The sequence below is a fragment of the Acinetobacter sp. 809848 genome (genome assembly GCF_000581275.1).
Lineage (GTDB): Bacteria > Pseudomonadota > Gammaproteobacteria > Pseudomonadales > Moraxellaceae > Acinetobacter > Acinetobacter pittii.
Genome location: NZ_JEXG01000018.1, coordinates 1 through 13,103, shown reverse-complemented (window position 1 = coordinate 13,103; position 13,103 = coordinate 1). Strand labels below are relative to the sequence as shown.

The 13,103-nt window shown below is 40.4% G+C and carries 13 protein-coding genes and 1 rRNA gene; 10 read left to right on the top strand and 4 right to left on the bottom strand.

The features are described from left to right. Positions 1 to 63 precede the first annotated feature (63 nt). From J536_RS15140 to J536_RS15120, 5 genes are all read left to right on the top strand, one after another. The gene (locus J536_RS15140) at positions 64 to 1,047 is read left to right on the top strand and encodes a sulfonate ABC transporter substrate-binding protein (protein ID WP_032012564.1); all 984 of its coding nucleotides are present in this window, start codon (positions 64 to 66) and stop codon (positions 1,045 to 1,047) included. A 26-nt stretch (positions 1,048 to 1,073) separates the two neighbouring features. Further along, positions 1,074 to 2,249: an FMNH2-dependent alkanesulfonate monooxygenase gene (gene ssuD, locus J536_RS15135; protein WP_014208027.1), complete on the top strand. Its 1,176-nt coding sequence runs from the start codon at positions 1,074 to 1,076 to the stop codon at positions 2,247 to 2,249. After that, positions 2,246 to 3,043 carry an aliphatic sulfonate ABC transporter permease SsuC gene (gene ssuC, locus J536_RS15130; RefSeq protein ID WP_002120785.1) on the top strand — a complete coding sequence of 266 codons (798 nt, stop codon included), beginning with the start codon at positions 2,246 to 2,248 and terminating at the stop codon, positions 3,041 to 3,043. The genes ssuD and ssuC overlap by 4 nt, the downstream gene beginning before the upstream one ends. Positions 3,044 to 3,056: 13 nt before the next feature. Next, positions 3,057 to 3,857 carry an ABC transporter ATP-binding protein gene (locus J536_RS15125; protein WP_032012563.1) on the top strand — a complete coding sequence of 267 codons (801 nt, stop codon included), beginning with the start codon at positions 3,057 to 3,059 and terminating at the stop codon, positions 3,855 to 3,857. 259 nt (positions 3,858 to 4,116) lie between these two features. Further along, on the top strand, positions 4,117 to 4,737 hold the full coding sequence (locus J536_RS15120) for a TetR/AcrR family transcriptional regulator (RefSeq protein WP_005071782.1): 621 nt from the start codon (positions 4,117 to 4,119) through the stop codon (positions 4,735 to 4,737). A 34-nt stretch (positions 4,738 to 4,771) separates the two neighbouring features. On the opposite strand, the gene J536_RS15115 is transcribed toward J536_RS15120, so the two are convergent. Together J536_RS15115 and J536_RS15110 are read right to left on the bottom strand one after the other, a co-directional pair. Then, entirely contained in the window at positions 4,772 to 5,338 is a 567-nt protein-coding gene (locus J536_RS15115; protein WP_002120771.1) for a 5'-methylthioadenosine/S-adenosylhomocysteine nucleosidase, read from the bottom strand. 80 nt (positions 5,339 to 5,418) lie between these two features. Next, on the bottom strand, positions 5,419 to 6,552 hold the full coding sequence (locus tag J536_RS15110) for a TDT family transporter (RefSeq protein ID WP_032012562.1): 1,134 nt from the start codon (positions 6,550 to 6,552) through the stop codon (positions 5,419 to 5,421). Positions 6,553 to 6,759: 207 nt separating this feature from the next. On the opposite strand from J536_RS15110, the gene ribF reads away from it, so the two are divergent. The 5 genes from ribF (at position 6,760) to J536_RS15085 (ending at position 12,346) form a co-directional block, all read left to right on the top strand. After that, positions 6,760 to 7,761: a bifunctional riboflavin kinase/FAD synthetase gene (gene ribF, locus J536_RS15105; RefSeq protein WP_032012561.1), complete on the top strand. Its 1,002-nt coding sequence runs from the start codon at positions 6,760 to 6,762 to the stop codon at positions 7,759 to 7,761. A gap of 61 nt (positions 7,762 to 7,822) precedes the next feature. Beyond that, on the top strand, positions 7,823 to 10,660 hold the full coding sequence (gene ileS / locus J536_RS15100; protein WP_014208022.1) for an isoleucine--tRNA ligase: 2,838 nt from the start codon (positions 7,823 to 7,825) through the stop codon (positions 10,658 to 10,660). Beyond that, positions 10,653 to 11,183: a signal peptidase II gene (lspA, locus tag J536_RS15095; RefSeq protein WP_005804840.1), complete on the top strand. Its 531-nt coding sequence runs from the start codon at positions 10,653 to 10,655 to the stop codon at positions 11,181 to 11,183. The genes ileS and lspA overlap by 8 nt, the downstream gene beginning before the upstream one ends. 1 nt (position 11,184) lies before the next feature. Next, complete coding sequence (locus tag J536_RS15090; RefSeq protein WP_014208021.1) at positions 11,185 to 11,667, top strand: FKBP-type peptidyl-prolyl cis-trans isomerase; 483 nt, start codon at positions 11,185 to 11,187, stop codon at positions 11,665 to 11,667. Between the two features lie 136 nt (positions 11,668 to 11,803). Next, positions 11,804 to 12,346, top strand: a complete 543-nt coding sequence (locus J536_RS15085; RefSeq protein WP_009387643.1) for an NADPH-dependent FMN reductase — start codon at positions 11,804 to 11,806, stop codon at positions 12,344 to 12,346. A gap of 43 nt (positions 12,347 to 12,389) precedes the next feature. Here the strand turns inward: J536_RS15085 and J536_RS15080 are convergent, their stop codons facing one another. Then, positions 12,390 to 12,701 carry an ankyrin repeat domain-containing protein gene (locus J536_RS15080; protein ID WP_032057283.1) on the bottom strand — a complete coding sequence of 104 codons (312 nt, stop codon included), beginning with the start codon at positions 12,699 to 12,701 and terminating at the stop codon, positions 12,390 to 12,392. Between the two features lie 151 nt (positions 12,702 to 12,852). Beyond that, positions 12,853 to 12,967: ribosomal RNA gene (gene rrf / locus J536_RS15075) — 5S ribosomal RNA — on the bottom strand. Between the last annotated feature and the right edge of the window lie 136 nt (positions 12,968 to 13,103).

The following is a 13,103-nucleotide window of genomic DNA, read 5'->3' as shown; positions in this document are numbered from 1 at the left end:
GGGCACGGCTTAAATAATCATATAAATGCTGTGCCTGACCTCAAGGGGAACAAGGATATCAATATGCAACATCAGTCATTATTTATTAAGAGTCAGTGGACACAATTAATTAAGCGCCTCAGTGCAGTCACTGTATTAGGCTTAACAATCGCAGCGCCAGCTTGGGCAATAGACCCTACTGTAAAAGAACTTCGTATTGGTTTTCAAAAAAGCTCGATTAACTTTGCAATTGCCAAACAGCAAAAGCTATTTGAGCAAGAATTCCCAAATGCAAAAATTACTTGGAATGAGTTCCCTGCTGGTCCACAAATTTTAGAAGCTTTAGCTGTCGGTTCGCTTGATGTAGGCGTTACTGGAGATACACCTCCTGTCTATGCTCAAGCGGCTGGCAAGCCTTTATATTATATTGCTTATGAAGCGGCTAAGCCCTTGGCATCGGCAATTTTAGTTCCAAAAAACTCACAGCTCAAACAGCTGAAAGACCTTAAAGGTAAACGCATTGCACTGCAAAAAGGTTCGAGCTCACATTACTTACTTGTGCAAGCTGTACGTAAAGCAGGCCTAAACTGGAGCGATATTACCCCCATCTGGCTTACCCCTGCCGATGCTCGCGCAGCATTTCAAAAAGGTGCCGTTGATGCATGGGCAATTTGGGATCCTTACTTCGCTTCAGCACAACTAGAAGATCAAGCTCGTGTTCTTGCATCAGGTAAAGGCTTAAGTCCGAACTATACATTTTATTTAGCAGCTCCAAATTTTGTTAAACAACATCCTAAAGCTGTTTCCGGGCTCATCAAACAAATCAATCAAGCTGACAAATGGGTTCAAAGTCATCAAGCAGAAACGGCTGGTGCGATTGGCCAAAGCACAGGGCTTAAGCCTGCAACCAGTGACTTATTTATTAAACGCCGTCCTCGTCCTTCATCAGCAGCTCCACTCAGCAGCAAAGTGATTGCTGAGCAACAGCAACTCGCAGACATCTTTACTCAACAAGGCATCATCCCTAAACCAATCAGCATTAAACAAGCTGTTTGGGGCGCCAAGTAATTTCAATAGATATATAGGTAATGCACATGAAAATTTTCTGGTTTATTCCTACCCATGGTGATAGTCGCTATTTAGGTACAAGTAAAGGCGCTCGTCAGGTTGACCATGCCTATATGAAGCAAATTGCTGTGGCAGTAGATAATTTAGGTTACGAAGGTGTACTTATTCCAACAGGTCGTTCATGTGAAGATCCTTGGATTACGGCGGCTAGCCTAATTGATGCAACTCAACACCTTAAATTTTTAGTTGCATTACGACCAGGGGTAACCACACCAGCTTTAGCTGCTCGTATGGCTGCAACGTTTGACCGTTTGTCGAATGGTCGTGTATTACTCAACTTAGTGACTGGTGGTGATGAGGCTGAATTACGCGGAGATGGTTTATATGAAGATCACTCAACACGTTATCAAACTGCCAATGAATACGTAAAAATCTGGCGTGAGATTTTGACACGCTCACATACGGGTGAAGCTTTTACATTCCACGGTGAACGTTTACAAGTGGATGATGCAAAACTACTTTACCCACCTGTTCAAAAGCCTTATCCACCACTTTGGTTTGGTGGTTCTTCAGACGTCGCTGTCGATCTTGCAGCTGAGCAAGTCGATACTTACCTTACGTGGGGTGAACCACCAGAGGCAGTTAAACAAAAGATCGAACATGTTCGTGCTAAAGCTGAGGCTAAAGGCCGCAAATTAACTTATGGCATTCGCTTACATGTGATTGTTCGTGAAACCAACGAACAAGCTTGGGCAGCAGCGAACGAGCTTATCCAATATCTTGATGATGCGACTATTGCTGCCGCACAGAAAAAATTTGCACAAATGGACTCTGTAGGCCAACAACGTATGGCGGCTCTCCACGGCGGTAATCGAGACAAACTAGAAGTATCTCCAAACCTTTGGGCTGGTATTGGTTTAGTTCGTGGTGGTGCAGGTACAGCACTTGTAGGCGATCCTGAAACCGTTGCTGCCCGTATTCAGGAATATGCTGATTTAGGTATTGATACTTTCATTTTCTCAGGCTATCCACACCTTGAAGAATCAATTCGTTTTGCAGAGTTAGTATTCCCGTTATTACCAATTGAAACTCGCGCTAAACTTGCTCAGCCAAATTTAACCGGTCCATTCGGTGAAATTATTGCCAACAATTATGTTCCAGACGAGAAGAAGCTAAATAGTTCCGTCAAGGAGCCTGCATGAGCAAAGCTGAAAGTGTTGTTTCACGTGGAACAAAACAAATCGGGCAGCGTTTGCTGCCTTGGATTTTCCCTATTCTTCTATTGGTTGTTTGGCAAATTGCCTCAAGTTCGGGTCTTTTAGAAAGCCGTATTTTACCCGCACCTACTGCTGTAGTTTCCGCTTTTTGGCATCTACTGGTGAGTGGCGAACTCTGGCAGCACGTTAAAGTCAGTGCTGGTCGTGCACTGCTTGGCCTTCTGATAGGCGGCGGTTTAGGTTTGTTATTAGGTCTACTCAACGGGTCTTCGCGTTTCGCCTCTACCCTGCTCGACACGACCTTACAAATGATTCGTAACATCCCAGCCTTAGCACTTATCCCACTTGTCATCTTGTGGTTCGGGATTGATGAAACAGCGAAATTATTTTTAGTCGCCGTAGGTGTTTTCTTCCCTATCTATATCAACACCTATCACGGTATTCGGTCAGTTGACCCTCAATTGATTGAGATGGGTAAAAGCTACGGACTTTCACGTTGGCAGCTTTACAAAGAAATTATTTTGCCGGGTGCGATGCCTTCTATTTTAGTGGGTTTACGCTTTGCTTTAGGTTTGGTTTGGGTATTGCTTATTGTTGCTGAAACCATTTCAGCTCAAGCAGGTATTGGTTATATGACCATGAATGCACGTGAGTTTTTACAAACGGATGTAGTTCTGGTCGGTATTCTTCTGTACGCCTTACTAGGCAAACTGGCAGATGTTTTAGCACAGCTTTTGGAACGCTATTTACTACGTTGGCACTCTGGATATCAGAAATAAGGGAGCTTAGAACATGACAAATCTGAATTTAAATATTAATCAGAATGAAGTGCAGCTCATTCCGGAAGAACCAACAGAATCTCAAGAACCTGTATTAGGAGCAGAGATTCTGATTGAGCAACTTTATAAATTTTATGGTGAGGTAAAGGTCCTCGAAGATCTTGACCTACACATCCAGCCGGGTGAGTTTTTAGCAATTGTTGGCCGAAGTGGTTGTGGCAAAAGTACGTTACTCCGTTTAATTGCTCAACTTGAAAAAGCCAGCTTTGGGGAAATCAAATTTAAATCTGCCCGACATTTACGTGAAGGCATTACGAACGATGATATTCGAGTAATGTTCCAAGATCCTCGTTTACTTCCTTGGAGAAATATTCTTCAAAATGTTCAACTTGGGCTACCAAAATCACAACATGCTTTGGCAGAAGAATTATTAGAAAAAGTAGGTTTAAAAGAAAAAGCGGGACAATGGCCTTCCCAGCTCTCAGGTGGTCAACGTCAGCGCACTGCTCTAGCCCGTGCACTATCACATACTCCACGCATATTGTTGCTAGACGAACCTTTGGGTGCATTAGATGCTCTAACTCGGCTTGAGATGCAAAGCTTGATTGAGCGCTTGTGGAAGGAGCAAGGCTTTACTGCAATTTTGGTCACACACGATGTAAGTGAAGCAGTGCAATTAGCTGACCGTATTATCTTATTAGATAAGGGCCAGATTGCTCACAGTTTCCAAGTTAATTTGCCGCGCCCGCGTAAAAAAAGTATTACTTTTGCTCAACTTGAGCAACAAGTACTCGATGCGGTTTTGGCAACTTAAGGTTGTGATGAGTAATGAGAACTGTTCAACCGAAAATTGCCCAATTTACGAGCAATAAAACTGCTGTTTTATTGCTCTTTTTTAGGGCGAAAATAAAAAAATATTTTTAAGAATAACAATAAACTAGTGAATCTCTCTATTTTTTGCACAATAGTATATCTATTACACAAATAAGTAGCCGTTTTTTGATTAAAAAAGCAAGACACCTGTGCACAAATCAAACAATTTCCCTTACAATGGGAATATTATTTTTTTAATTATGCAGCAGATGGAACAAAAAAAGAGTACCCAAAAGCGCAATCAGCTTCTTGCTGCCGCCCTTGACGTATTTTCAGTCTATGGGTTTAGTGGCGCAAGTCTGGATGAAATTGCCCAACTCGCCGACATGCATAAGTCGAATATTTTCTATTACTATGAAAATAAAGAGTCTTTATATGTAGAAGTGCTCACAACCGTTTTACAAAAATGGTTGGCCCCCTTACAAACTTTAGAAGCTGAATTAGAACCAGCCGAAGCCTTATCTCACTATTTAATTCAAAAAATCGAACTGTCTCGTAGCCAACCGAAAGCATCTAGATTGTTTGCACTAGAAATTATTCAAGGCGCTCCACATATTTTGCCTATACTGAAAGGGCCTTTGAAAAAGCTATTTAAACGCAAAGCTAAAGTCATTCAGACTTGGCAAGAAGAAGGAAAGATTTCCCCAGATATCGACCCAGAATTATTAATCTTAAATATTTGGGGCCTTACGCAAAACTATGCAGATTTTGCAACTCAAATGGAAATGGTGACTGGTAAAACGCTTCGTAACCGCAGTATGTTCCAGCGTTCGATTGAGCATACGGTACATATGATGCTATACGGCGTATTACCTCGCTAAAATAAAAAAGATCGGCAAATTTGCCGATCTTTTTTTAGAAATGATTTTGATAAAGTGCTAGGAGTTTCTGGGCCCCTAACAATAAATTTTCTTCCCAATCCAGATGCGCAGTGTCATCTGCCCCATCAGTAATATACTTCACCGAGATTAATCGTACACCTAACTTATGGCACACTTTAGCTAAAGCATAGCCTTCCATATCAACCACATCACAAGCTACTTTTGGCTGACCTGTTTCAAATGAATCACCTGTTCCACATACTGCTTTTGGCAAATCAATAAAATGTGGTTGAAGATGAATCTCTGCCGCCAAATGATCATCTAACGGCGTTACACCTACTTCAAAACCTAGGGGTGAAACATCCATATCCCGTTGTACAAAAGTTTTTACTTCGACTAAATCATGTCGATTAAATGCAGAGCTTCCCGCTGTACCTAAGTTAATTAGAGTTTTACAGCCTGTTTTTTGAATAACTTCAAATGCTTTAAAGGCAGCATTAATCTTACCAATACCACTGTAATGGACTTCAACACCTGCTTGTTCAAATAAACCCTTAGATTCATTAGGAAGCGCCATAATTAAAGCAATATCAGTGTTCATTCAAAAAGCTCAAATCAAAATTAAATAAGTTAGAAAATAAGTATAAATCAGGTGCAAAAGCTTTTTGCACCTTTTCATCATTACTGCACTTTTTGTTGTAAAGCGATTAAGCATGGAGAAAAAAACAGTTGACCACTATATGCTCCTGCTAGCGTTTTCTTCATTACAACGCCCCACATCGTCAATAACAGAATACTCAATGCGACAGCAACGTATTGTAAGAATACAATTTCAACCTGATGTCCTAAATTAAATAGTGCTAGAATAAATACACCTAATGGAAAGGTTAAGCCCCACCAGCCCAAGTTAAATGGAATACCTGTCTTTGCGTGACGGAGCGTTGTTAAAATCGCAAGACCAAGCCACCATAACCCAAAACCTAAAAGCACGAGACTACCTACAACTCCTAAAGCTTGAAAGACATTAGCAAATTGTTCAAATCCTACATTTGGCGCCACTCTTTGTGCCTGCTGCCCTAGTAACAATAAACCTAATGCACCTGTACCAATCGGGCCTAAAGAGAGCCAGCTAGAAATGGCGACTTCTTTTTCAGGTAGCTGATGCAAAGCCATACGCAGCATTAAAATTGTCAGAATAGCGAATGCTGGTAAAACAGAGATTCCCCAAAGTACATAGCCAGCCATTAATAAATGAAAGCTGTGTACATCTGCTGGTAAATGTGCAACCAACATGCCGGCAGAACTTGCCGCTACTTCACAAGCAACCACAGGTAAAAGCCAGATTGCAGTCATCGTATGTAGCTGATGGTTCTGACGGCTAAACATGCAAAATGGTACAATCCACGCAATTGCTAGCGCTAAAAAGACATCGATGTACCATAAAGCTTGGGCGATATGGATTGCGACTTCACCGTAAAGCCCGATACCAAAGCTTAAAAAGCCATTTAGTATGGTAGCGAGCCCCATCGGAATAGCGCCTAAAAACAAGCTCATATTTGGATGATTAAAAATTTGCTTCGCCTCATGAGGGAAAAGAAACCACCGCAATAAATAAAGAACTGAAAAAACGCTGAATAAGACAATATTAAATTGCCATAACCAAGTTGCTAACGTGAATAAAAAAGATTGAGCAAATGGCAGCTGGATTAAAATCATACTCACCACGCCAGTACCCATAGTCGCTGTAAACCAATTTGGAGTAAAATGCCGTATAACATCTTTGCTATGATTTAATTGGTAAAAGGGTTTTTTCATCTTAGTTCTCTAATCAAAGAGTGGATAAAGATATAGTAGAGCAAACCATTAATAAGAAAAATTGATTTATTTTTATTTAATTCATCAGTATTTTAAATATACAAATATTCATGTTGAAAAATAACTGAGTAAAAACACAACAACAAGACGAATCTGTGAGATTATGGCAATATATAGCCCTTGCAAAAATAGCCATATTTTAAGTTCATGAAACTGCTTCGTCTTAATGCGTTATCGCCCAATTTTCAGTTACCTCAAACAGCGGTAACTATTGGTAATTTTGATGGTGTCCATTTAGGTCACCAAGCGATGATTGCTCAACTCAAAAAAATTGCTGCAGCACAAGGCTTAAAAACATTGGTTATGATTTTTGAGCCACAACCTCTTGAGTTCTTTAAAGGCTACGATGCCCCTCCTCGTATTAATTCACTACGGGAAAAAGTTGAATACCTAGCCGAGCTTGGCGTTGACTATATTGCGGTTGCTAAATTTGATGAACATTTTCGTAGCATGAGCGCATCTGCCTTCGCAGATTTATTAAAAAATAAATTAAATGCCCAATCATTAGTTTTAGGGGATGACTTTCATTTCGGTAAAGACCGCCAAGGCAACAGTGAATTTTTAAAAGATTATGGCTTCCAAGTCACAAATTTACATACCATTGAACTTGAAGGTGAACGCGTCAGTTCAACCCGTATTCGCCAAGTACTTCAAGTGGGTAATCTTGCTTTAGCAGCTAAATTATTAGGCCGTCCGTACAGTATTACTGGACGTGTCCAATATGGCGACCAAATTGGACGAACTCTTGATTTTCCAACCATTAATGTTCGTCTCAACCGCCACAAACCTTGTTTAAACGGTATTTATGGCGTTGAAGTCATTTGCGAAACAACTTCTCTCACTGAAAAAGTGCGCCAAGAAACACCAGAGAAACCAGGAATTGCCGGATATCATGAAAACAGCCTCTATGGCGCAGGTCATGTCGGTACACGTCCCGCCATTCAGCAAGAACATCCAGAATGGAGATTAGAAGTACATTTCCCTGATGTTTCTGCTAATCTGTATGGCTTATTTATGCGGGTGACTTTTCTTCACTATCTTCATGGTGAATTGAACTACCCTTCGCTTGAAGCACTTAAGGCTGGAATTGATAATGACGTGCAACAGTTACGACAATACCGTAACGACACGACACAATTTCCTTTTTAATTCGAATTTTGATTGTAAAACATGTCAGCTCCCAAGCTGATTAAACTGGAAGAAAACTTGCATGAGCGATAAGCAAACTCCTGAGAATGCAGTGGACTACAAAGCCACGCTAAACCTGCCGGATACTCAATTTGCAATGAAAGCAAATTTGGCAGTACGTGAAGTGAAATGGTTAGAAGAGTGGTATACCGACAACATTTATCAGCAGATTCGTGCATCGCGTATTGGCAAGAAAAAATATATTTTGCATGATGGCCCTCCATATGCGAACGGTACAATTCACTTAGGTCACGCAGTCAATAAAGTACTCAAAGACGTTATTGTAAAAAGCCGTACGCTTTCAGGTTTTGATGCACCGTATGTTCCAGGTTGGGACTGTCATGGCTTGCCAATCGAACTAAAAGTCGAAGAGAAAGTAGGTAAAGTGGGCGAAAAAGTTGACGCAGCAACTTTCCGTAAACTTTGCCGTGAATACGCGCTAAAACAAATTGATTTACAGCGTACTGACTTTAAACGTCTTGGTATTTTAGGTGATTGGGATAATCCTTATCTCACCATGAATTACAAACAAGAAGCCGATATCGTTCGTGCTCTAGGTCTCATCCAGAAAAATGGCCATATCCAGCCAGGCTTAAAGCCAGTGAACTGGTGTATGGACTGCGGTTCAGCTCTTGCTGAAGCAGAAGTTGAATACGAAGATAAAAAATCAGACGCAATTGACGTTGGTTTTGGCGTTGTCGATCTCAAAGATTTAAGTGCCCGTTTAAACGTAGAAGTTCAAGATCCAACAGATATCGTGATCTGGACCACTACACCATGGACATTACCAGCTAACCAAGCCGTTGCGTTGCATGCCGAAATTGAATATCAATTGGTGCAAGTGACAACTGAGCGTGGTAAGCAAAACTTTATTCTTGCTAAAGATCTAGTTGCTTCAGCGATTGAGCGTTACAAGCTTGAAAACCCAGTTGTTTTAGCTGATTTTACTGGTTCGGCTCTTGAAAACCTTACCCTACAGCATCCTCTACTTACTGATCGTCAAGTTCCGGTTATTTTAGGTGAACATGTTATCGCAACAAGCGGTACAGGTGCCGTACATACAGCGCCTGGCCACGGTGCGGACGACTATAAAGTAGGTCTTCAATACAACCTTAAAGTAGATAACCCAGTGGGTGGTAACGGTGTTTATCTCCCAACTGCTCCAATCTATGCTGGTGAGCACATCTATAAAGCCAATCCAAAGATTATTGAAGCTTTGGGCGCTGTAGGCCGTTTATGGGCTCATCAACCAATTAAACACAGCTACCCACACTGCTGGCGCCATAAGACTCCTATTATTTTCCGTGCTACACCACAATGGTTCATTAGCATGGATCAAAAAGGGTTACGTGAAGGTGCGCTTAATGCCATTGAAAATGATATCGAGTTTGTACCGAACTGGGGTAAGAACCGTATTGAATCAATGATCGAAGGTCGTCCGGACTGGTGTATTTCACGTCAACGTACTTGGGGTGTTCCAATTCCATTCTTCGTTCATAAAGATACGAACGAATTACACCCGCGTACACCTGAACTCATCGAAGAAGTTGCTCAACTGATCGAAGAAGAAGGCATCGAAGCATGGTTCAAACGTGAAGCAAAAGACTTCATCGGTGAAGATGCTGAACAATATAACGCTGTTCGCGATACACTCGATGTATGGTTCGACTCTGGTACAACGCATTACGCTGTACTTGAGCAACGTGATGAATTAGAAAGCCCTGCTGACTTATATTTAGAGGGTTCAGACCAACACCGTGGCTGGTTCCAATCTTCTTTATTAACATCTATGGCAATTCACAATCGTGCGCCATATAAAGCCTTGTTAACTCATGGTTTTACAGTGGACGAAAACGGTCGTAAATTGTCGAAATCTTTAGGCAACTATATCCCGCTTGAAGAAATCATCAAACAGCTTGGTGCAGATGGTTTACGACTATATGTAGCGTCTAGCGACTACCGTTATGAAATCGCAGCATCGAAAGAAATCTTTAGCCGTGTAAGTGATAGCTATCGCCGTATTCGTAATACTCTACGCTTCTTGCTTGCGAACCTAAATGGTTTCAAACCAAGTACTGATGCTCTGGACGTAGATGACCTTATCGCTCTAGATCAATACATCTTACAACGTGCGAATGAAGTACAACAAACCATTATCACTGCCTATGAAGAAATGAACTTCCATGTGGTATGTAGTGCGTTAACAAGCTTCTGTATTAATGACTTAGGTGGTTTCTACCTAGATATTATCAAAGACCGTCAATACACCACTAAAGCAGATTCTCAGGCACGTCGTTCTGCACAAACAGCGCTTTATCATATTGTTCAAGCATTTATCCGGTGGATGAGCCCAATCCTAAGCTTTACCGCTCAAGAAGCTTGGCCATTGATTCCAGAACAAACCGAAAAGTATGTATTTACTTCAGAATGGTATGACTTGCCTGTTTCATCAAAAGCAAACTTGCTTTCTGAAGAAGATTGGCAAACATTGATTAGCGTAAAATCTGCAGTAAATAAACAGATTGAAGCAGCGCGTAACGCTAAACTTGTCGGCAGTAATCTTTCAGCCAAAGTTGAACTTTGGGCAAGTGAATCATTACAAACAGTTTTAAACCAACTGGCTGATGAACTCCGTTTTGTTCTTATTACTTCGCAAGTAGTAGTACATCCATTTGCTGAGCAAGGTGAAGCAACTGAAATGGAAGGCTTACGTGTACAAATATCTGCAGCTGAAGGTGAAAAATGTGCACGTTGCTGGCACGTCCTTCCAGATGTAAATACACATGCCGATCATCCTGGTTTATGTGGTCGTTGTATTGTGAACGTCACTGGTCGTGGCGAAGTGAGAAAATATGCCTAATTCACAAGCTAAAAAAGGCTTATTCCAGTTTTATCCACATAATCTGATTTGGCTTGGACTTTCTGTCCTTGCCATTGTATTGGATCAATGGACAAAATGGATTGCAAGTACACATCTGAACTACGCAGATCCTGTACCTGTACTTCCATTTTTAAACTGGACACTATTGCATAACTATGGTGCAGCTTTTAGCTTTTTATCTGATGCAGGAGGATGGCAGCGCTATTTCTTCACATCACTGGCGGGCTTAGTTTCAGTACTTTTTGTATTTTGGTTAATGCGTATGCCTAAAAAAATGGTGGTGCTACCTGTAGCCATCGCTTTAATTTTAGGTGGAGCTTTAGGTAATTTAATTGACCGTATTACCCTAGGTTATGTGGTCGATTTCATTCATGTTTATTACCAAAATCATCACTTTCCAGCTTTTAATATTGCGGACAGTGCCATCACTCTAGGTACGATTTTGCTACTCATTGATACATTCTTCCTTGAGAAGCAACGTAACCAAAATTCGGATGCATAATATGACCGAAATTATTCAACCTAACGAAGAAATTCGTATTCAAGAAGGCTCTAAAGTCGACCTACACTTTTCTGTAGCTATCGAAAATGGTGTAGAAATTGACAATACACGTAGCCGTGAAGAGCCAGTTAGTCTAACTATTGGTGACGGAAACCTTTTACCAGGTTTCGAAAAAGCATTATTCGGTTTACGTGCAGGTGACCGCCGTACAGTACACCTTCCACCAGAAGAGGCTTTTGGTCCGTGGAATCCAGAAAATGTTCAAACTTTCGATACAGTTAAGTTTGAACAACGCCCTATTCCTGGTCACATGATCGAATTTGAAGATAAGGCAAAAACCACCTTATTCGGTGTAGTAAAATCAGTTAATGATGACATTACAGAAATTGATTTTAATCACCCATTAGCTGGGAAAAATATTACCTTTGAAGTAGAAATATTTAAGGTTACTCCTGAAGGCCAACAAGGCATTAAGCTAATGTAAATAAAAAGCCCTCTAAATGAGGGCTTTTTTATGATTCAATTTTTATTAGTGACATAAGAATCCTTACAAATTCTATATTCTCTCCTACCTATATAATGAATTAAGTTATAAAGATAAAAATACTTAGGAAAAATACATGCTGGTCTATATTATCGTAGGAAGTGTTCGTGAAGGACGTACAGCAATTAAAGTTGCCAATTGGCTAGAATCCACAATTCCATCATTTAATCTAGAAGATTTTCAGACAGAAGTAATTGATTTAAAAGAGTGGAATTTACCGTTATTTTCAGGCTCTCACCCACCTGCTACCGGGATTTATGATCAACCTAAACAACAAGAATGGGCAGACAAAATTGCTCAAGCAGACGCATTTATCTTTATTAGCCCAGAATACAACCATGGTTACAGCCCAGCTTTAAAAAATGCACTTGATTATGTCGGCAAGGAGTGGGGTGGTAAACCTGCTGCATTTATTGGCTATGGTTCAACAAATGGCTCTCGTTCTATTAGTCAAATACGTCAAGTCACCTCAAGTTTAAGCATTATTGACCCGAATGCTGTAATAGAGATAAGAGATATATTTAAACGTAATAAAGATGAAAAATTCGAAGCTAATGAGTTTGAAGTAAAAGGTCTTCAATCCATTGTTGAGAAACTACAGAAATATCATTTGTCTTAATTGAACAAAAGGCCTCTTTTCTAAACAAAAGAGGCCTTTAATTTTATAAACTCTTTAAATACTCCACTACATCAGTATTACCAGCCATTTCTGCAAGCTCTAATGCTGTGTATTCACTTTTGTAAGCGACATGCGCACCTTTTTCAATTAAGAGTTGAACTATCTCTAAATGATCATTTTCAGCAGCTGCTTGTAGAGCACTATATCCCTCATCATCTATCTGATTAGGATCTTCTCCCTCTATTAGTAGTTCTTTTACTTGATCGATATCACCTAGAGATGCCCAATAAATCAATACAGGTAAAGATAGCTCTTCATCATCTTCAGGTATTGGAGAGAAAGAATTGATTTTCATGGACGTACCCAAAAATAATAGAGTTCATCATTATATTCATAGAATATAGCAAGAATACAAATCTAATTTTGGACCTATCTTTTATTAAAAATTAAATTCCCCCAATAAAAAAACACCCCCATTCATTAGAACGGGGGTGTTTAGAATAATGAGCTGGCGATGACTTACTCTCACATGGGTAACCCCACACTACCATCAGCGCTAAGAGGTTTCACTTCTGAGTTCGGGAAGGGATCAGGTGGTTCACTCTTGCTATGGTCGCCAGCACAACTGGTATGGATACTTGCTTCGTTTTATTCACTGTGTGATACGTTGCGTTTTCCAAATCTTTACAGATGGGCTGATTGAATCTTACTTTATTTGTTCATTTTAGCTAGTAGTATAACTAAATCAAGTTGCTTT

Coding starts and splice junctions, on each gene's coding strand:
- ileS (WP_014208022.1), top strand. CDS start 7,823: ATGAGCGATAAGCAAACTCCTGAGAATGCAGTGGACTACAAAGCCACG.
- J536_RS15090 (WP_014208021.1), top strand. CDS start 11,185: ATGACCGAAATTATTCAACCTAACGAAGAAATTCGTATTCAAGAAGGC.
- J536_RS15140 (WP_032012564.1), top strand. CDS start 64: ATGCAACATCAGTCATTATTTATTAAGAGTCAGTGGACACAATTAATT.
- lspA (WP_005804840.1), top strand. CDS start 10,653: ATGCCTAATTCACAAGCTAAAAAAGGCTTATTCCAGTTTTATCCACAT.
- ssuC (WP_002120785.1), top strand. CDS start 2,246: ATGAGCAAAGCTGAAAGTGTTGTTTCACGTGGAACAAAACAAATCGGG.
- J536_RS15085 (WP_009387643.1), top strand. CDS start 11,804: ATGCTGGTCTATATTATCGTAGGAAGTGTTCGTGAAGGACGTACAGCA.
- J536_RS15125 (WP_032012563.1), top strand. CDS start 3,057: ATGACAAATCTGAATTTAAATATTAATCAGAATGAAGTGCAGCTCATT.
- ribF (WP_032012561.1), top strand. CDS start 6,760: ATGAAACTGCTTCGTCTTAATGCGTTATCGCCCAATTTTCAGTTACCT.
- J536_RS15080 (WP_032057283.1), bottom strand. CDS start 12,701: ATGAAAATCAATTCTTTCTCTCCAATACCTGAAGATGATGAAGAGCTA.
- ssuD (WP_014208027.1), top strand. CDS start 1,074: ATGAAAATTTTCTGGTTTATTCCTACCCATGGTGATAGTCGCTATTTA.
- J536_RS15115 (WP_002120771.1), bottom strand. CDS start 5,338: ATGAACACTGATATTGCTTTAATTATGGCGCTTCCTAATGAATCTAAG.
- J536_RS15120 (WP_005071782.1), top strand. CDS start 4,117: ATGCAGCAGATGGAACAAAAAAAGAGTACCCAAAAGCGCAATCAGCTT.
- J536_RS15110 (WP_032012562.1), bottom strand. CDS start 6,552: ATGAAAAAACCCTTTTACCAATTAAATCATAGCAAAGATGTTATACGG.